14 protein-coding genes are annotated in these 17,230 nt (G+C 70.8%); 7 read left to right on the forward strand and 7 right to left on the reverse strand.

What is annotated here, in order from left to right; genetic code table 11:
- The coding region (locus HUW62_RS36655; RefSeq protein ID WP_176437060.1) for a zinc-ribbon domain-containing protein at positions 1-1,501 on the reverse strand (1,501 nt) is incomplete at its 3' end.
- 197 nt (positions 1,502-1,698) lie between these two features.
- Between HUW62_RS36655 and HUW62_RS36660 the strand changes: the two genes are divergently transcribed.
- The 3 genes from HUW62_RS36660 (at position 1,699) to HUW62_RS36670 (ending at position 4,775) form a co-directional block, all read left to right on the forward strand.
- Entirely contained in the window at positions 1,699-3,015 is a 1,317-nt protein-coding gene (locus HUW62_RS36660; protein ID WP_176437061.1) for an NAD(P)/FAD-dependent oxidoreductase, read from the forward strand.
- A 91-nt stretch (positions 3,016-3,106) separates the two neighbouring features.
- On the forward strand, positions 3,107-3,817 hold the full coding sequence (locus tag HUW62_RS36665) for a glycosyltransferase family 2 protein (protein WP_163866766.1): 711 nt from the start codon (positions 3,107-3,109) through the stop codon (positions 3,815-3,817).
- 19 nt (positions 3,818-3,836) lie between these two features.
- The gene (locus HUW62_RS36670) at positions 3,837-4,775 is read left to right on the forward strand and encodes a polysaccharide deacetylase family protein (RefSeq protein ID WP_176437062.1); all 939 of its coding nucleotides are present in this window, start codon (positions 3,837-3,839) and stop codon (positions 4,773-4,775) included.
- A 3-nt stretch (positions 4,776-4,778) separates the two neighbouring features.
- Here HUW62_RS36670 and HUW62_RS36675 read toward each other — a convergent pair whose 3' ends face one another.
- Positions 4,779-5,486 carry a triacylglycerol lipase gene (locus tag HUW62_RS36675; RefSeq protein WP_217911756.1) on the reverse strand — a complete coding sequence of 236 codons (708 nt, stop codon included), beginning with the start codon at positions 5,484-5,486 and terminating at the stop codon, positions 4,779-4,781.
- A gap of 79 nt (positions 5,487-5,565) precedes the next feature.
- On the reverse strand, positions 5,566-6,879 hold the full coding sequence (locus tag HUW62_RS36680; RefSeq protein WP_163866768.1) for a DUF2252 family protein: 1,314 nt from the start codon (positions 6,877-6,879) through the stop codon (positions 5,566-5,568).
- A 90-nt stretch (positions 6,880-6,969) separates the two neighbouring features.
- Between HUW62_RS36680 and HUW62_RS36685 the strand changes: the two genes are divergently transcribed.
- Together HUW62_RS36685 and HUW62_RS36690 are read left to right on the forward strand one after the other, a co-directional pair.
- Positions 6,970-7,824, forward strand: a complete 855-nt coding sequence (locus HUW62_RS36685) for a lysophospholipid acyltransferase family protein (RefSeq protein WP_163866769.1) — start codon at positions 6,970-6,972, stop codon at positions 7,822-7,824.
- A gap of 43 nt (positions 7,825-7,867) precedes the next feature.
- Positions 7,868-8,791: an SDR family oxidoreductase gene (locus HUW62_RS36690; protein ID WP_163866770.1), complete on the forward strand. Its 924-nt coding sequence runs from the start codon at positions 7,868-7,870 to the stop codon at positions 8,789-8,791.
- A gap of 473 nt (positions 8,792-9,264) precedes the next feature.
- Here HUW62_RS36690 and HUW62_RS36695 read toward each other — a convergent pair whose 3' ends face one another.
- On the reverse strand, positions 9,265-9,600 hold the full coding sequence (locus HUW62_RS36695) for a hypothetical protein (RefSeq protein WP_240356495.1): 336 nt from the start codon (positions 9,598-9,600) through the stop codon (positions 9,265-9,267).
- Between the two features lie 184 nt (positions 9,601-9,784).
- Here HUW62_RS36695 and HUW62_RS36700 point away from each other — a divergent pair, with 184 nt between their 5' ends.
- Both HUW62_RS36700 and HUW62_RS36705 read left to right on the forward strand, forming a co-directional pair.
- On the forward strand, positions 9,785-13,669 hold the full coding sequence (locus HUW62_RS36700; RefSeq protein WP_176437063.1) for a tetratricopeptide repeat protein: 3,885 nt from the start codon (positions 9,785-9,787) through the stop codon (positions 13,667-13,669).
- A 52-nt stretch (positions 13,670-13,721) separates the two neighbouring features.
- Positions 13,722-14,051, forward strand: coding sequence for a hypothetical protein (locus HUW62_RS36705; RefSeq protein WP_163866882.1), 330 nt, complete (start codon positions 13,722-13,724; stop codon positions 14,049-14,051).
- A gap of 46 nt (positions 14,052-14,097) precedes the next feature.
- Here the strand turns inward: HUW62_RS36705 and HUW62_RS36710 are convergent, their stop codons facing one another.
- From HUW62_RS36710 to radC, 3 genes are read right to left on the reverse strand one after another with little or no spacing between them, the layout of a single operon-like run.
- Positions 14,098-16,185: an ATP-dependent DNA helicase RecQ gene (locus HUW62_RS36710; protein ID WP_176437064.1), complete on the reverse strand. Its 2,088-nt coding sequence runs from the start codon at positions 16,183-16,185 to the stop codon at positions 14,098-14,100.
- Between the two features lie 40 nt (positions 16,186-16,225).
- Positions 16,226-16,471 (reverse strand): DUF3006 domain-containing protein, encoded by a 246-nt coding sequence (locus HUW62_RS36715; protein WP_163866774.1) that lies wholly within the window; start codon positions 16,469-16,471, stop codon positions 16,226-16,228.
- Positions 16,471-17,172 (reverse strand): DNA repair protein RadC, encoded by a 702-nt coding sequence (radC, locus tag HUW62_RS36720; protein ID WP_176437065.1) that lies wholly within the window; start codon positions 17,170-17,172, stop codon positions 16,471-16,473. Before radC ends, HUW62_RS36715 begins: the two co-directional genes overlap by 1 nt.
- Positions 17,173-17,230: the final 58 nt, after the last annotated feature.

A 17,230-nucleotide genomic window follows, 5' to 3' on the forward strand; every position in this document is an offset into this window, starting at 1 on the left:
CGGCGGGAGGGGGCGGCTCGGCGAAGTCGAGGCTGAAGTCCGGCACCGGCGCGGAGCCGAAGTCCGCGTTGAACGCGGGCGTGGGCGGCGCGGCGAAGTCGAACGACAGGTCCTGGGACTGCGCGGCGGGCGACGGCAGGTCCGAGAAGTCCATCGCCTGCGCGGCGGGCGACGGCAGGTCCGAGAAGTCCATCCCTCCGCCCGTGGGCGGCGGCGGCAGCGCGAACGGGTCCTCGCCCGCGGGCACGGGCAGCTCGGCGAAGTCGAACGACGGCCCCCCCGAAGGCGGAGGCGGCAGGGCGAAGGGGTCCGCATCCACCGGAGGCAGGGCGAAGGGGTCCTCTTCCATCGGCGCCTGCGCGTACGCGGGCGGCGGAGGCAGGGCGAAGGGGTTCTCCTCCACTGGCGGATAGGCGGCCTGGACGGGGCTCGGCGTGGGCGGCAGCGCGAAGGCGGTGGCCTCGCCGCTCGGCGTCTCGACGTCGAAGGCGAACGGATCCGCCTCCGCTTGGGGCTGCGCGGGCACGGGCAGCGAGTCGTCGGAGAAGTCGAAGTCGCGCGCGGTGCCCGTCACGTCGGGCATATCGACGGGGCCCTGCGCCAGGTCCACCGGCGGCGCCAGCGAGTCGTCGTCGGAGAAGTCGAAGTCGCGGTTGGACTTGGGCTCGGGAGGCGCGGCGGCGGGCCGGGCGGCCTCGCGGAACGCGGCGTTCGGCAGCGGAATGGCCACGACGCGCGTCACGTCCTGGCGGACGGGAGGCTCCACGTCGTCGAAGCCCTCGCTGAAGGGGTCCGCCGCGCCGGGGAGCGGAATGGCGCCGGACGACGACGCGACGCCCGGAAGCGGAATGGCCCCGGAGTCGAAAGGCATCGCCGCGCCAGGCAGGGGAATGGCATCGCCGCCAGCGCTCGGGTCGAAGCTGAAGTCGTCTTGTGGCGCCGCACCCGGGAGCGGAATCGCGCCCGCGTCGTAGCCGAAGCCGTCGTCGACCTGGGGCGCCGCGCCCGGGAGCGGAATCGCGCCGGAGTCATAGCCGAAGCCGTCGTCGACCTGGGGCGCCGCGCCCGGGAGCGGAATCGCGCCCGCGTCGTAGCCGAAGCCATCGTCGATTTGTGGCGCCGCGCCCGGGAGCGGAATCGCGCCCGCGTCGTAGCCGAAGTCGTTGGAGCGTGGCGCCGCGCCGGGGAGCGGGATGGCGTCGTGCCCCAGGGAGATGGCGCCCGAGGGAGCCGCGCCGGGGAGGGGAATCGCGATGGCGCCCGACGGGGCCGCGCCCGGAAGGGGAATCGCGGCGGCGCTCGGCGCGGACGAGACGGAGCCCGGCAGCGGAATGGCGGCGGCCGACGGAGCAGGCGCGGCAGGGGCCGCTGCGCTCACTCCCTCCGGACGGATGGGGAAGGTGGTCTGGCACCGGGCGCACTTGAGCTTCGCGCCACCCGGGGGGATCCGCTTGTCATCGATGTTGTAATTCGTCTGGCAAGACGGGCAGGAGACTTTCATGGGGTTCCTTCGACGGGACCGGCGCGCGCAGGCTACCAGAGGCGTTTCCAGCCCGGAAAGAACGCGCCAGCCCGCAGTAGAAGCGGTCCCCCCCTTTACTCCCGAGCGGCCGGCCGAGGGGGCTTGAGAATTCGCGCCCCTGGCACGGCGGGTTCGGCTCCCCCCTCACTGGGCGGAGGTGGTAGGACCGACCCGGTATGGAACCCATCGTCATCCTGGGAGCGGGGCTCGCGGGTCTGTCCACCGCCCATTTCCTCCAGAAGCCCTGGCGCCTCATCGAAAAGTCGGACCGGGTCGGCGGCCTCATCAAGACCGAGGTCATCGATGGGTGTTATTTCGACCCCACCGGCCACTGGCTCCACCTGCGGGACGCCGAAATCCAGGAGCTGGTGAACACGCGCTGGCTGCCGGGGCAGATGGTCCGCATCCAGCGCAAGGCGGGCATCTTCACGCGCGGCGTCTTCACGCGCTTTCCGTACCAGGTGAACACCCACGGGCTGCCGCCGGACGTCGTCGCGGAGAACCTGGTCGGCTACGTGGAGGCCATCTACGGCGAGAAGGGCCGCGCGCTGCGGGAGCGGGAGCCTCGCGACTTCGAGGAGTTCATCCTCCGCTACATGGGCGAGGGCTTCGCGAAGAACTTCATGGTGCCCTACAACCAGAAGCTCTGGACGGTGCACCCGCGCGAGCTGTCCGCCGCCTGGGTGGGGCGCTTCGTGCCTCGGCCCTCCCTCAAGGAAGTGGTGGACGGAGCGCTCGGCGCCGGCAGCGATGCCGTGGGCTACAACGCGTCCTTCGTCTACCCGCGCGAGGGCGGCATCGAGAGTCTGGCGCGCGCCATGCTGCGAGACTTGAAGGGCGGCGAGCTGAGCGTCCGCACCGAGCCCACCTCCATCGACTGGAAGGCGCGCAAGGTGGAGCTGTCCGACGGCAGGACGCTGTCCTATTCGGGGCTGGTGTCCACCGTGTCGCTGCCGGGGCTGGTGAAGCTGCTGGCCCAGGGCGCCTCGGGTGTTCCCGACGAAGTCGTCGCCGCCGCGAAGCGTCTGCGCGCCACCACCGTCACCTACGTCGCCGTGGCCGCCAAGGGCGCCAACCGTCAGCCCTGGCATTGGATCTACCTGCCGGAGCCGGAGTTCCACACGTACCGCATCGGCTCGCCCTCGGCGGTGTACGACGCGCTGGCGCCCAAGGACACCGCGACGTTCTACGTGGAGTACAGCCACCACGGCGAGCTGTCCCCGGCCGCCGCGGAGAAGTACGCCGTGGAGGACCTGCTGCGCTCGCAGATGATCCACTCCGCGGACGACGTCCTCTTCGCCCAGGCCCGGGAGATTCCCCACGCCTACGTCCTCTATGACGACGCCTACGGGCCCGCGAAGGCGGAAATCCTCCGTTTCCTGGAGCACGCGGGCATCCTCACGGCGGGCCGGTATGGCCAGTGGGAGTACTCGTCCATGGAGGACGCCATCCTCGGCGGGCGGGCGTGTGCCCGGACGCTGAACGACGGCTGACGAAGTCGAGCCGCGCCGCGTCGCATCTTGTCGACGGGTGGCGCGGGGCGTGCTAGGCGGACCGGACCGTCGCTTGCCCGGACCTGATTCCATGGCACCGCACCTGTCCGTCGTCATCCCAGTCTATAACGAGGAGTCCATCATCACCTCGGCGGCGGACGAGCTCCGCCAGGGGTTGGATGCGCGCGGCCTCGACTACGAAATCATCTTCGCGGAGAACGGCTCCCGGGACGCCACGCCGCGGATTCTCGACGAGCTGTGCGCGAAGCACCCGCGCCTGCGCTGGTTCCATTCGGAGCGCCCCAACTACGGCGTCGCCCTCAAGGCCGGCATCCTCATGGCCCGGGGCACCTACGTCGTCTGCGACGAAATCGACCTCTGCGACCTCACCTTCTACGACGCCGCGCTGCCGCGTCTGGAGCGGGGCGATGCGGACATGGTCATCGGCTCCAAGGCGGCCAAGGGCGCCAGTGACCAGCGCCCCCTCATCCGCCGCGCGGCCACCCGCGTGCACAACAAGCTCCTGAAGGTGACGCTGGGCTTCAAGGGCACGGACACGCACGGACTCAAGGCGTTCCGCCGCGAGGCGCTCCTGCCCGTCATCCACAAGTGCGTGGTGGACATGGACGTGTTCGCCAGCGAGTTCGTCATCCGCGCCTGGCGCGAGGGGCTCAACGTGATGGAAATCCCCATCCAGCTCCACGAGAAGCGCCAGCCGTCCATCCACCTCTTCAAGCGCGTGCCCAACGTGCTCAAGAACGTGGGCAAGCTGTTCTACGTCATCCGCGTTCGCGGCACCTGAGCGGGGGAGGGCGCGCACCGTGAGGCTGGCGTCCATCTCCGTCGACCTCGACTCGCTGCCGCACTACTGCCGCATCCATGGCCTGCCGGAGTCGCTGCTGGATGCGCGCGCCCGCTCCCTCGTGCATGCGGTGGCGGTGCCTCGCTTCCGCGAGCTGCTCGACACGCTCGGCGCGCCGGGCACCTTCTTCGCCATCGGCGAGGACCTGGAGGCGGACCCGGTTGCCTCCGCGGGCATGTGCGCGGCCCATGAAGCGGGCATCGAGGTGGCGAGCCACAGCCACGCCCATGACTACGCCCTCACGCGCCGGGGCCCCGCCGCCATCCTGGAGGACCTGCGTCGCGCGGACGCGGCCATCCTCGCGGCCACGGGGGCCCGTCCGGAGGGCTTCCGCGCGCCGGGCTACACGCTGAACGCGGACCTGTACGCGGCCACGGTGGAGCTGGGTTACCGGTATGGCTCGTCCGCCTTTCCCGCCGCGCCGTACTACGCGGCCAAGGCGGCGGTGATGGGCGCGCTGTCGCTCCTGGGGCGTCCGTCCCGCTCGGTGCTCGACACGCCGGGCGTACTGCTCGCGCCCCGGAAGCCGTACCGCCCGGACCCGGCGCGGCCCTACCGACGGGGAACGGGCCCGGTGCTGGAGCTGCCCATGGCGGTGACGCCCGCCCTGCGCTTTCCGTTCATCGGCACCTTTGCCACCACGCTGCCGCTGCGCACCCTGCGCGGGGCGTGGCGCTCCTGCCGTCGCGACGCGTTCTTCAACTTCGAGCTGCACGGAGTGGACGTGCTGGACGCGACGGACGGGATTCCTGACGTGCTCGTCCGGCAGCAGCGGGACTTGCGAGTCAGTGCGAGTCAGAAGCTGGCGCGGCTGAGCGAAATCTTCGGCTGGCTGAAGTCCGAGTGCGACGTCGTCACGCTGCGCGACGCGGCCGGGCGGCTGTCCGCCACGCTGTGAGCGCTACCGGGCCACCGACGGCGAGCCGAGCACTTCCACCACCGAGTCCAGCACGCGCGAGTCCGTGAGCATCCACGGGTGGAGCAGCACGGGAAACCTGCGCTCGCTGGCGCCCGGGAGTCGTGAGCTGGAGGCGGGGAGGATGGTCAAATCCCACGGCGTCCAGAAGCTGTGCACCTCCGTGCTGCCCCAGGGCCGAGGGTCTTTCTGGAGCGCTCGCAACAGCCTGCTGCCCGGCCTCATCTGAGACACGCCCTTGCCACGTCCCAGGAACGCCAGCCCCGTGCCCGCGTGGGGGCCGGAGATGGAGATGAAGCGCCGCACCACCAGCCGCCCGCCGAGCAACTGCACCCAGTAGCGCGTGACGAGCGCCCCCATGCTGAAGCCCACCACGTCCACGCGGCGGGCGCCGGTGCGTGCGCGCAGGGCCTCGGCCTCGCGGGCCACCTGCCGGGCCAGGGTGGGAATCCCCTCACTGCCGTTGTTGGGGACCAGGGAGATGGCGTGGACGTGGGGCCAACCCGCCTGCTCCAACCGGGCGCGCAGCAGGTCGAAGGCGCTGGCGTCGTCGCCGATGCCATGGACGAGCAGCACCGGCGCGCGCTGCTCCACCGGCGCCAGGCGGGGCGCGGACACGGCGACCGAGGCGGCCGTCACCGCGCACTCCGAGAAGAGCCAGGCCAGGCCCAGCACGACGAGCAGCTCACGCATGCGGGGCGAGACATGGCGACGTCACCCCCGCCCGGCACGGGGCCACGGGGGCATTCGTCCACTCGTGGAGGCCCGACGCTCAGGTCCCGTCACGCAGTGCACTCCAGTCCGCCCGCACCTGGTCGGCATAGGCCCGAGCGAAGGCCGACAGCCGGCTTGTGGCCACCGCCGCGTCCGAGCCCACCCAGGCCTCCAGCTTTCGCGCCTGCTCGGGCGTGGAGCCATGGGCCCGTGCCAGGACCTGGCCGGCCTGCGTGAAGACGGAGACCAGGTCCTTCTTGCCCGTCAGCGCCGCGTCGCCCAGCTTCGCCTTCTCCGGCTCCAACTCGCGCACCAGGAAGGCCCGTCCTCCCATGCGCGTGGCCCCGGTGAGCGGGTTGGCGTGGCCGGAGAGCCGGCGCTGCGCCTCCACCACCGCGCCGCCATCCGCCGGAGCCGCGGGCGACTCCAGGCTGGGGGCGAGCAGCTCCTTCATCTCCAGCAGCACCGGCGGCGCCTTCGGGTCCGCCGCGCGCGCCAGCACCCAGTAGCGCTCCAGTCCGTAGCTGCTCCCGCCCGCGTCCAGCCGCTGGGCCACGTCCAGCACCCGCGGTGGCAGGGCGATGTCCTGCCGTCCCTTCAGCGTGGCCAGGGCGTCCGTCAGCGCGGCCCGGACCTCCCGCTGCTTCTCCGGAGAGACGGACTTCAACGTGTCGGAGGTGCGGAAGCTCGCGGCGTCCGGGCCCTGCAGCCGGGCGTGTTTCTTCACCAGGTCTTCCCGCGACGTGTCGTTCGCGTCACGAATGAGGTCGTCCACCTTGCCGGAGGCCTCCTGCTTCGTGAGGAACGCCCCGGGGTTCTGTTCGCCTCCGGCGAGCGACTCGAGTGTCGAGAAGTAGGCGTCCGCGAAGGCCTTGAGGACGACGTCCTGTTCCTTGGAGGACAGCCCGGATTCGCGCGCGGTGAGCACGGCGCTGGTCGCCATGCGCGTCAGGTCCACCTCCGGCGAGCCGCGTCCTGCCTGGTCGAAGTCGTTGAGTCCCCACACCGGCTTTCCCTCGGGCCCCCGGAAGGTGCCGAGGTTTCCGACGTGCGCGTCACCCACCACTGGGATTCGGGGCGCGGGCCGGTCCACGAGCCGGGCCTCGGCGGCGAAGGGGCCTCTCAGGTCCGCGTGGAAGAGGGCGGGCATCATCCGGAAGAAGGACGATGGGCTCGCGCGCATCAGCGCCAGCTTCTCCTGGAGGCGCGCGGGAGGCAGGTCCAGCCGCGCATGGAAGTCCTGGCTGAAGGCCACCGCCTGCTCGGGCGCGCGCCGGAGGGTGGACGCGGAGACGCGGGCGCTGCTGGCGGGCGTCGGGACGGCGGGAGCGGCCTTCGAGGGCGGCGGCGCGGGACGGGAAGAGATTCGCATGGGCGTGGGCTCCTGGACGTTATCCCGGATGGACACCGCCAGGTTTCTCCACTCCCGGTACGGGGGCCGGTGGTGTAAAGAACCAGGGATATGCTGGAGCGACTCGGCGACCGAGTGAAGAAGGGCCTGCGCGAATGGACCGATCGCCTGGCCAATGACGAGCAGAAACAGCGGATGCTGGCGCTGCCTCGGCCGGAGAACGAGTACGGGGTAGACCCGTTCGGCTACAACCTCGACTTCAGCCTGTCGGCCGTGGCGCCCTTCCTGTGGCTCTACCGCAACTACTTCCGCGTGGAGACCTTCGGCATCGAGAAGGTCCCCGCCGGCCGCGTGCTGCTGGTGTCCAACCACTCCGGCCAGCTCCCGCTGGATGGCGCCATGATTGGCGTCTCGCTGATGCTGGAGGCCAGCCCGCCCCGTGCCATGCGCAGCATGGTGGAGAAGTGGGTGCCGTCGCTGCCGTACGTCTCCACCTTCATGGCGCGCATGGGCCAGATTGTCGGCACGCCGGAGAACTGCCGGCGGCTCTTGGAGTCCGACGAGGCCATCCTCGTGTTCCCGGAAGGCTTGCGCGGCATCAACAAGCTGTGGCCCCAGCGCTACCAGCTCCAGGAGTTCGGCCTGGGCTTCATGCGCCTGGCGCTGGAGACGCGCACCCCGATTGTCCCCGTGGCCGTCGTCGGCGCCGAGGAGCAGGCCCCCGCGCTGATGGACCTCAAGCCGGTGGCGAAGCTGCTCGGCTTCCCGTCCTTCCCCGTCACTCCCACGGGCCTGCCCTTCCCGCTGCCCACCAAGTACCGCATCTATTACGGCGACCCGATGCACTTCACCGGACGCCCGGACGATGAGGACAGCGAGCTGGACAAGAAGGTGCGCACCGTGAAGGCCTCGATTCAGTCCATGCTCCACCAGGGCCTCAAGGAGCGTCGCGGGGTGTTCTGGTGAGCGCCCGCGTCCAACAAGCTGACGCTGTCATGAGGCTCGCACCATGAGACCGGCCGTCGTCGTCACGGGCATCAGCGGCAACCTCGGCCGCACCCTCGCCAAGCTCCTCCACAAGCACGAGCGCATCATCGGCATCGACCGGCGTCCCTTCGTGGGCCGGCCGAAAGACGTGGAGATGTACGAGCTGGACCTGCGCAAGAAGAAGGCGGAGGACGTCTTCCGCAAGAACGAGGTCCGCGCCGTCATCCACATGGGCATCATGCATGACCCGCGCATGAGCGAGGAGGAGCACCACTCCTTCAACGTCGTGGGCACCACGCGCCTGTTGGAGTACTGCGCGAAGTACGGCGTGAAGAAGGTCGTCGTGTTGTCCTCGGCCAACGTCTACGGGCCCAGCCCGGACAACTCCAACTTCCTCACCGAGGACGCGCCGCTGATGGCGGCCAGCCGCTTCTCCGGTGTGCGCGACTTGATTGAAGTGGACATGCTCGCGCATGGCTTCTTCTGGAAGCACCCGCAGATAGAGACGGTGATTCTGCGGCCCGTGCACATCGTCGGGCCCACCATCAAGAACGCGCCCTCCAACTACCTGCGCCTGCGCCACCCGTGGATGATGGCGGGCTTCGACCCGATGATTCAGCTCATCCACGTGGAGGACGTCGCGCGCGCCATGGTGGCGGCCCTCCGCCCCGAGCCCAAGGGCGTCTACAACGTCGTCGGCCCCGGCGAGGTGCCCCTGTCCGCGGTGATGCGCGAGTTGGGCAACTCCCCCGTTCCCGTCCCGCACCTCGTGGCCCGGCCCTTGTTGGGCATGCTCTTCAAGTACCGCATCGCCAACTTCCCGCCCCCGGAGCTGGACCACATCCAGTTCCTGTGCGCCGTGGACGGCAGCCGCTGGGTGCAGGACGTGGCCTGGAAGCCCCACCACTCCATGCGCGAAACCATCCGCGCCGTGCAGGGCGAGTAGGGAAGGAAAGTCCGAGGGTTCCCTGACACGGTTGTCGTGCCTGGCACGACGCCGGAGGCTGGATCCTCTGACAGGAGTGTCAGCACCCCGACGGCCTGCCCCCCTCGTGGGGCGGTGGCCGCGAGTGCAAGCCCTTGAATCTCCATGACGGGCCCCGCGCGCCAGCCCCGGCGCGCGGAGTGGCATCGCCATTGCTCTAGGTTCCGGCGTCACCGCGCGGCGACGCGGGCCTGAACAACACCGTCGCCCCGCTCACATTTCAGGGCGCTCCATTGGGGAGCTCCCGACGCCCATCGACTCGGCCGGCCCCGAGCCGATGGGCGGACTCTTGTAGGGCACTCCATTGGGGAGTTCCCGACGCCCATCGACTCGGCCGGCCCCGAGTCGATGGGCGGATTCTTGTAGGGCGCTCCATTGGGGAGCTCCCGGCGCCCACCGCCTCGGCCGGCCCCGAGTCGGTGGGCGGTTTCTTTTCAGGGCAGCGGGTCCTTCAGTTCGTCCACGAAGGGCCCCGCGTCCTGCCGCTCCAGCAGCCAGACGCCGTCCCGGAAGACGAACTCCGAGAGGACGACGGCGGTGTGCTCCGAGGCGGACGGCAGGCGCATCCACTGGATGCGGCTCTGCACCGTGGCGTGTGCCCCGTCCTCGGACAGCCGCACCTCCTCGATTTCGTAGTCGGTGACGGACAAGTCCCGCTCGTCGTGGAGCTCGACGCGGGCGCGTGAGAAGGCCGCGCGGCGCTCCGGGACGAGCAGCCGGGAGGCGCTCCGGAAGTCCTTCCACCGGATGAGCTGGTGGAACTTGTCCACGGTGGGCTTGAGTTCTTCCAGGTCGGATTTCTTGGATACGGTTGCGCATCCCGTCAGGGCGAGCGCGAGAAACAGGGCAGGCAGGCGATTCACAGGGGGAACGGTAGCATCCGGTGGCCGCCCCGGACGAGGGCGCGGTGGTATGGTCCGGCTCCCCGCCCGAGCACCGGAGTCGCAAGCCCACATGGCCAAGTCGATGGTGGAGCGTTACGAGCAGCTCCTCCGGCAGGACCCCACATCTTCCGTCTTCGTCGAACTGGCCAAGGCCCTGCTGGAAAAGGGGGACGCGGCACGCGCCATCGAGGTGTGTGAACAGGGCATCTCCCACCATCCGTCCTCCACGGTGGGACGCGTGCTCTGGGGCAAGGCGCTCATCCACCTGGGCCGTCCCGCGGAGGCGATGGAGCAGTTCGACCGCGCCATCGCCATCGAGAAGGACAACCCCTACGCCTACAACCTGATTGGCGAGGTGTTGTTGCAGCGCGGGCTGTATCGCTCGGCGCTGCCGCTCCTGCGCAAGGCGGTGGCGCTGCAACCCAATGACGGTCGCGTGAAGCTGTGGCTGGAGCAGGCCCAGCAGGCACTGGCCGGTGGACCGGCTCCCGTCTTCGCGGACCTGATGGGGCTGGAGAAGACCGCGCCGTCGTCGGAAGGAGAGACCGACGGTGAGGCGAAGGCCGAGGGCGACGACGCCGAGCCCGCACCCGTGGCCTCATCTCCGATGGCCGCCGCGAGGCTCCGTGCCGCCGCGCTCGGCGATGCCGCGAAGGCCGCGACGGCTTCTGGCCCTGGTGCCTCGCGCAACGCGGGAGCCCGCGCCGCCGCGGACCTGGCGAGCGCCGCCGCGTCCGGGGGGCGCGCGAGCGCCGAGGGGGAGGTGTCTTCTCTGGAAGGCGCGCGTGGTTCGGAGTCGGACGCCGGGACGTCGGACGAGTCTGCGTCGGGCACGGAGCCCGCGAGCGCTCGAACGCGCTCCGGTGGGCATCCGTCATCGACGGCGGCTGCGGGCGCTCGTACTCGCTCCGGTGAGCATGCGGCCGCGACGGCGGCCGCGAGTGCTCGAACGCGCTCCGGTGAGCATGCGGCCGCGTCCACGAAGTCCGATTCGCTGGGGTTGATTGACCGGCCCCTGCCGGTGCTGCAGCCGTCGCTGGGGTCCGAGCTTCCGAGCCTGGACCTGTCGTTGTCGGATGACGACGACGCTCCCCGGCCCTCGGACACGGAGCGTGGAGCAGGGGAGGGACGCGAGCTTGCTCCCGAGGCGTCGGAGGGGGCCGAAGCCTCTGGGGTTTCCTCCGAGGACGGGGAGTCGGGGGCTGCTTCGTCCGAGTCCGACGAGGAAGTGCTGCTGCGCTCCAGCGAATTCACCACCGCGAAGCCGGTGATTTCCGCGGCTTCGTCCGAGTCCGACGAGGAAGTGCTGCTGCGCTCCAGTGAGTTCACCACCGCGAAGCCGGTGATTCCCGCCGCTTCGCCGGGGCTCCTGGGCGACCTGCCTCCGCCGGAGCCGACCGCGCAGAATCCCGTGGCCGCTCGCGCGCAACAGCCCGCGACGCGGGGCTCGGGCTCCAAGCGCTCGTTGCTCGACGACCTTCCGGAGGCCTCCGAGTCCGCCGGGAGCGGCGCGAAGTCGAAGGCGGGGCAGCCCAAGCAGGACACGGAAGCGCTCACCGCCGCCTACGAGAAGGAGCTCCGGCAGAAGCTGGCGCGCGAGGCCGCGAAGACGTCGTTCCTCAAGCGCAACGGGGTGAAGGTCGCGGGCGTGACGGCGCTGGCGATGGTGCTCATCACCATCGTCGTGGGCTTCCTCCGGATTCGCGCGGCCACCGGTGGCCAGACGCTGAACGAGGCGCTGGCCCGGGCCGAGGACCTCATCACCCAGGACACGCGCACCTCGCTGGATGGGGCGCTGCAGCAGCTCCATCGCGCGCTGGAGATGGACGAGGCGAGCAGCCGCGCCTGGGTCCTCACGGCCTGGACGCACGCGCTCCTCTTCGCGGACCACGGCATGTCGCCGGAGGACCGCACCAAGGCGCTGGAGGCATTGGAGAAGCCGGGCGTGAAGGAGGCCGCGCCGGGACTGGTGCTCACCACGAACGTCCTCGTGGCCGATGACCGGGGACGGGAGCCCGCGCGCCGCGCGCTGCTGGCTTCGACGGACGAGAGCACCGAGGCCCAGGCGCTCGCCGCGAGCCTGCTGCTGGCGGCGAAGGACGAAAAGAAGGCGCTGGAGCGGTTCGACCGCGCGCTGCGGACGTCACCCTCCAACGTGCGCGCCCTCGTTGCGTTGGGGGGCTACTACCTGGCGTCGGAGGACTTCCCGCACGCCATCGAGATGTTCGAGAAGGCGCGCACCAAGTCCCCCAAGCACCCGGTGGCCCGCATCGGCCAGGCGGAGGCCCGGCTCGCGCTGGAGCAGGAGTTGGACGCCTCGCTCGCGGACGTGGCGCCGCTGGCGGACGACAAGGAGCTGCCAGCGGCCCTCAAGTCGCGCCAGCAGTTGGTGCACGGGCGGCTGCTGTCCGCCGTGGGCAAGCACGACGAGGCCCGCGCGCTGTTGGGCAAGGGTGCGCAGGGGTCGCTGGCCTTCGACTTCCAGCTCGCGCTGGGGGCCGCCAGTCGCGCCGCGGGGAAGCTGGACGCGGCGCAGTCCGCGTACGAGGCGGCCCTGAAGGCGCAGCCCAAGAGCGACGAAGCCCGTGAAGGACTGGGTCGCACGCTGTTGGACAGGGACCGCGAGCGCGACGTGCTGACGCGCCTGGAGGCCGACAGTGGCCGCAAGGTGTCGCTGGTGCGCGGCGCGGCGTACGCGCGGCTCGGGGACTGGAAGCGCGCCCGCGCGGAGCTGGCTCGCACGCGGGTGAACGAGCGCTATCCTCCGGAAGCAGTGTCGTTGCTGGCCCTGGCGGATGCCGCCGAGGGCAACGCGGCGCAGGCCCGCGAGCTGCTCGAGAAGGCGCTGGCCGCGTCCAAGCGCCCGCGCAACGACATGCGACTGGCGCTGGGGCAGGTGTACTGGCGCGAGCGCGCCTTCGACAAGGCTCAGGCCCAGTTCGAGGAGGCGCAGAAGGACCCTCGCGACTACGAGGCCTCGTGCTCCCTGGGACGGCTGCTCCTGTCGCGCGGCTTGCCGGACATGGCCCTCAAGCCCCTGACGCAGGCGGTGGAGCGCAACGGCGCGCACGGCGAGTCGCGCGACGCGCTGGGCCGCACGCTGCTGGCCATGGGCCGCACGCCCGAGGCCCTCAAGCAGTTCGAGACGTGGCAGCTCGACAACCCGGGCAGCGCCGCCGCGCACAAGGGCTTCGCGCTGGCCCTCTTCCATGCCGGACGTCGCAAGGAGGCGGAAGGGGCGGCGGGTCGCTCGGCGAAGCTTTCGCCCGACGACGCGGAGGCGCACCGGCTGCGCGCAGCCATCTTGTTCGCCTCGGGCGATGCCAAGGGAGGCTTCTCCGCGCTGGAGCGCGCCAACAAGCTGGACCCGAAGGACCCCGACACCTTCTGCGAGATTGCCCACGCCTTCTTGCGTCAGGGCAACGTGGACAACGCGGACGCGGCCTTCGCGGCGGCCCGGCGTGAGGGCTCAGATGCCACCTGTGGCCGGGTGGGCGAACTCTACGTGCAGCTCCCCAGTGGAGGCCGAGGGGCGGCTCGGACGCTGGAGGACCTGGCCTCGCGTGCTCCGACTGTCTGGGACAAGGCGTTCGCCCAGGCCGCCATGGCCCGCGTGCTGTTGGGCGCAGGCGTGCTGAAAGAAGCCCGGGCGGCGGCGGAAGAGGCGGTGCGACTGGCGCCGTCTCAGGGCCGTTCTCACCTGGCGTTGGGGCTGGTGGCCCTGAAGCAGCGGCAGGAGGCCGTGGCGAAGGCGTCGCTCTTGAAGGCAGTGGAGCTGGAGCCCACGGACGGGCCCGCGTACCTGGCGCTGGCGGACGTGCTGGTGCGCGAGTCGGCGGAGCTGCCTCGGGCGGTGGAGTCCTACGAGGCTTTTCTCCGGCTGGCGGGTGGCAGCGAGGAGGCGGGGCGCGTAAAGAAGGCGCTGCCGTCCCTCAAGAAGAAAGCGGCTCGTTAGCGTGCGCCAACCTCCCTCTGGCCCTGGGCCCGAGTCCCCGCTGCTGCGCATCATGTGGGGCAACGCCTTCCTGCTCTCGGCGCTCTACCTTTTGGTGGGCATCGTGGTGGAGGGCGCTCTGCGCCTGTTCCCCTCGAAGTTCCTCCAGCGCCTGTCGCTGTCGCTGGACTCGTTGCCGGCGCGCGCGTTGGAGCTGGTCGGCGCCATGGAGCCCTTGCGCACGGCCTTCTTCAACGGCCGCATCCCCGAGTACGGGGTGCGCCTCATCTTCGGCTTCACCACGGTCGTGGTCATCTTCCTGCTCGCCCTCGTGGTGGGCACCGTCATGGGCGGCCTGCGCTACCTCATCGCCCGGGGGATGCGCCGAGGCGGGGGCTCCTAGCCTCGTCGGCCTGACGTCGGGAGAAGCGGGCGCCTCGGAGCCTGCGTCAGTTGATGCCCAGCGAGCGCCGGACGCGAGGCTTGCGCGGCGCCGCCATGGGGGCCGCCTGGGGCTCATGTCCCGCGGCGCGCGCCATCAGACAGATTTCCACCACCTTGGGGCCGAATCGCTCCCAGCGGCTCTCGCCCGTGCCCTTCACCGTGAGGAAGGTTTCCCGGTCGATGGGGAGCGCCGCCGCCAGCCCGAGCAGCGTGGCGTCGTTGAAGATGATGAACGGCGCGACGCCCAGGTCCTTCGACAGCTCCTTGCGCCAGCGCCGCAGCTCCGTGGAGGCCAGCTCGCTGTAGTTCATCACCGGCTGTGACGAGGCCGCCGTGCGGGCCCGGGACGCGGACGGTCCACCCGACGAGAGGAGCACCGGCATCTTCGCGGGCGCGCACACGTCGCAGTTGCCGCAGGAGGTCTCCACGTCCTGCTGGCCGAAGTAGTGGAGGACGACGCCCCGCCGGCAGCGCTGCTCCCGGTCCGCGTACGCGTAGTCCGTCATCCGCCGCAGGAGCTGGAGGTTCTGCCGCTCCTGCTCCCGGACGTGGCTCAGGTCCATGCCCAGCTCGCGGAAGGGAAGCCGCGCCAGCGCCCGGATGGAGCGACCGGAGAAGGGCCGGCGCACATTCACCACGCCCGACTTCTCCAAGAGGCCCAGCGCGTGTCGCGCATCGTCCACCGACAGGCCCACGCGCCGCGCGAGGATGGTCAGCTCCGTGGTGACCTGCCGGCCCAGGGGAAACGTCTCCAGCAGCGACTTCAAGAGGCGCTGTGCGTCCGCCGCATGCGGGTGCGCGGCCGGCGCCTTCTCCGTCAGCGTCAGCCCGTGCTCGCCCTCACCCCGTCCGCCGCGCTCCAGCTTCCCGGCGCGCTCGAAGATGCGCAGCGCCGCGGAGACCTCGAACTCGCTGGCGTTCACCATGCCCGCCAGCACGTGCACGCCTCGCTCGAATTCCTCCACGGACTGGAGCACGCCCCACGTGTCCGCGAGCACCGCCTCCGAGGGGTGGTTGCCCTGGATGAGCCGCTCCTGCGTGTACACGTCCGAGTGGTTGAACAGCAGCACCGCGCGCGCGTCGCCGCCATCCCGGCCCGCTCGGCCAATCTCCTGGTAGTACGCCTCCACCGCCCGCGGGATGTTGGCGTGCGCGACGAAGCGGATGTCCGACTTGTCGATGCCCATGCCGAACGCATTGGTGGCCACCGCCACCGCGTCCTTCGTGGACATGAAGGTGTCCTGCGCCCGCCTCCGCGCGTCGTCATCCATGCCCGCGTGGTACAGCACCGCCTTCAGGCCTCGGCCGTGCAACTCCGCGAAGATGCCGTCCGCCGCGCGTCGCGTGGAGCAGTAGATGATGCCGCTGCCGCCCAGCGCCGCCAGCCGCGCGCAGGCCTCGTGACGGTCCGTATCCCCGCCCACCTCCTGCTTGCCCAGGAAGAGGTTGGGCCGGTCGAACCCCATGGCGAACTCGCGGGGCTCCTTCATCAGCAGCACCCGGACGATGTCCGCGCGCACCTCCGGCGTGGCCGTCGCGGTGAGCGCCACCGTGCGAGGGGGGCGCAGCTTCTTGCGCACCTGGCCCAACTGCGCGTACTCCGGCCGGAAGTCGTGGCCCCACTGGGAGATGCAGTGCGCCTCGTCCACGGCGAGCAGGTCCACGCCCACGTCCAGGAGCGTCTGGACGAAGCTCGCGCTCCGGAAGCGCTCGGGCGCCACGTACAGGAGCTTGTACTCGCCCGCGCGCAGCCGACGCATCCGCTCCGCCCGCTCCAGGTCCGATAGCGACGAGTTGATGAATGTGGCGCTGATGCCGCGCGCGGTGAGCTGCTCCACCTGGTCCTTCATCAGCGCGATGAGCGGCGACACCACCAGCGTCAGCCCCGGCAGCAGCGTGGCCGGCAGTTGGTAGCACAGGCTCTTGCCCGCGCCCGTGGGCATCACCACCACGGTGTTGCGCCCGCTCAGCACGGTGGAGATGACCTCCGCCTGCCCGGGACGGAACTGTGTCAATCCGAAGTGGCGCACCAGGCCCTGCTGAGCTTCCTCGAAGTAGGGCAGGGCCAACGGCATCGCTCGCATGTTCACCATCCTGGACCGGCCGTCAACGGAAACGGGGCTCCGCCCTTCTTCACAGCTCCAGCCCCGGCGGCACGGGGACGGCCAGGCGGGCCCTCCTCAGCGCCACCTCCAGCACTCGCAGCGCGGTGGCGTCCGGCTCCCTGCGTCCATCCACCACCACGTCGCCCTCTCGAGCGTCCACGGGCAGCTCCGAGCGCTCCACCGTGCAGGCCCGCCCGGTCTCCAGCCGCACCACCTGCGCCCGCGTGTCCTCCAACAGCTCCACCTGCACCATCCCCACCAGGCACCCCGCCATCACCCACCTCCTCCCGCCACGTTCCATTCCCGTTTCCGCTCCCACTCCCCGTCCGGCATCAGCCCCCGCTCCAGCATCGACACGAACGCGCCATCTCCCACCACCAGGTGGTCCAGCACCTTGAGGTTGAGCAGCTTCGCCCCGGCCACGAGGTGCCGCGTCAGCCCCACGTCCTGGACGCTGGGCTCCGGGTCTCCCGAGGGGTGGTTGTGTGCCAGGACGATGGCCGTCGCGCGCGAGACGAGCGCCGCGGCGAACACCTCCCGGGGGTCCACCGGGCACGTATTCAGCGTGCCCTCCGCCACCCGCGCGTCATGCACCAGCACGTTGCGCGCGTTGAAGCACAGCACGTGGAACACCTCCCGCCGAAGCGCCCCCATGACGGGCGTGAGGTACGCGTGAATCTCCCGGGGCGTGCGCAGCTTGGGACGCCGCTCCGGAGAGCGCTGGGCGCGACGGCCCAGCTCCAGCGCCGCGAGCACCTGCGCCGCCCGCCGGGGCCCGAGGCCCGGCATTCCCTTCAGCTCCACCGGCTCCGCCTGCAGCAGCGCCTTGAGCCCGCCGCAGCGCCTCAAGAGCGTCCCAGCCGCCTCCAGCCCACCTCGAGAACTCGCCGCCAGACCCCACGTGACGCACAGGAGCTCCGAGTCGGTGAGGGCCTGCGCCCCCAACCGGAAGAGCCGCTCCCGGGACTGCTCCATGCTCCCGGACGCGTGCACCCCCACCGACTCCTCGCCCACCGCTTCACCGCTCCCCACC

It is taken from the genome of Myxococcus sp. AM011 (assembly GCF_013372595.1).
Lineage (GTDB): Bacteria > Myxococcota > Myxococcia > Myxococcales > Myxococcaceae > Myxococcus > Myxococcus eversor.

Coding starts and splice junctions, on each gene's coding strand:
- HUW62_RS36660 (WP_176437061.1), top strand. CDS start 1,699: ATGGAACCCATCGTCATCCTGGGAGCGGGGCTCGCGGGTCTGTCCACC.
- HUW62_RS36665 (WP_163866766.1), top strand. CDS start 3,107: ATGGCACCGCACCTGTCCGTCGTCATCCCAGTCTATAACGAGGAGTCC.
- HUW62_RS36675 (WP_217911756.1), bottom strand. CDS start 5,486: ATGCGTGAGCTGCTCGTCGTGCTGGGCCTGGCCTGGCTCTTCTCGGAG.
- HUW62_RS36680 (WP_163866768.1), bottom strand. CDS start 6,879: ATGCGAATCTCTTCCCGTCCCGCGCCGCCGCCCTCGAAGGCCGCTCCC.
- HUW62_RS36685 (WP_163866769.1), top strand. CDS start 6,970: ATGCTGGAGCGACTCGGCGACCGAGTGAAGAAGGGCCTGCGCGAATGG.
- HUW62_RS36690 (WP_163866770.1), top strand. CDS start 7,868: ATGAGACCGGCCGTCGTCGTCACGGGCATCAGCGGCAACCTCGGCCGC.
- HUW62_RS36700 (WP_176437063.1), top strand. CDS start 9,785: ATGGCCAAGTCGATGGTGGAGCGTTACGAGCAGCTCCTCCGGCAGGAC.
- HUW62_RS36705 (WP_163866882.1), top strand. CDS start 13,722: ATGTGGGGCAACGCCTTCCTGCTCTCGGCGCTCTACCTTTTGGTGGGC.
- HUW62_RS36710 (WP_176437064.1), bottom strand. CDS start 16,185: ATGGTGAACATGCGAGCGATGCCGTTGGCCCTGCCCTACTTCGAGGAA.
- HUW62_RS36715 (WP_163866774.1), bottom strand. CDS start 16,471: ATGGCGGGGTGCCTGGTGGGGATGGTGCAGGTGGAGCTGTTGGAGGAC.
- radC (WP_176437065.1), bottom strand. CDS start 17,172: ATGGAGCAGTCCCGGGAGCGGCTCTTCCGGTTGGGGGCGCAGGCCCTC.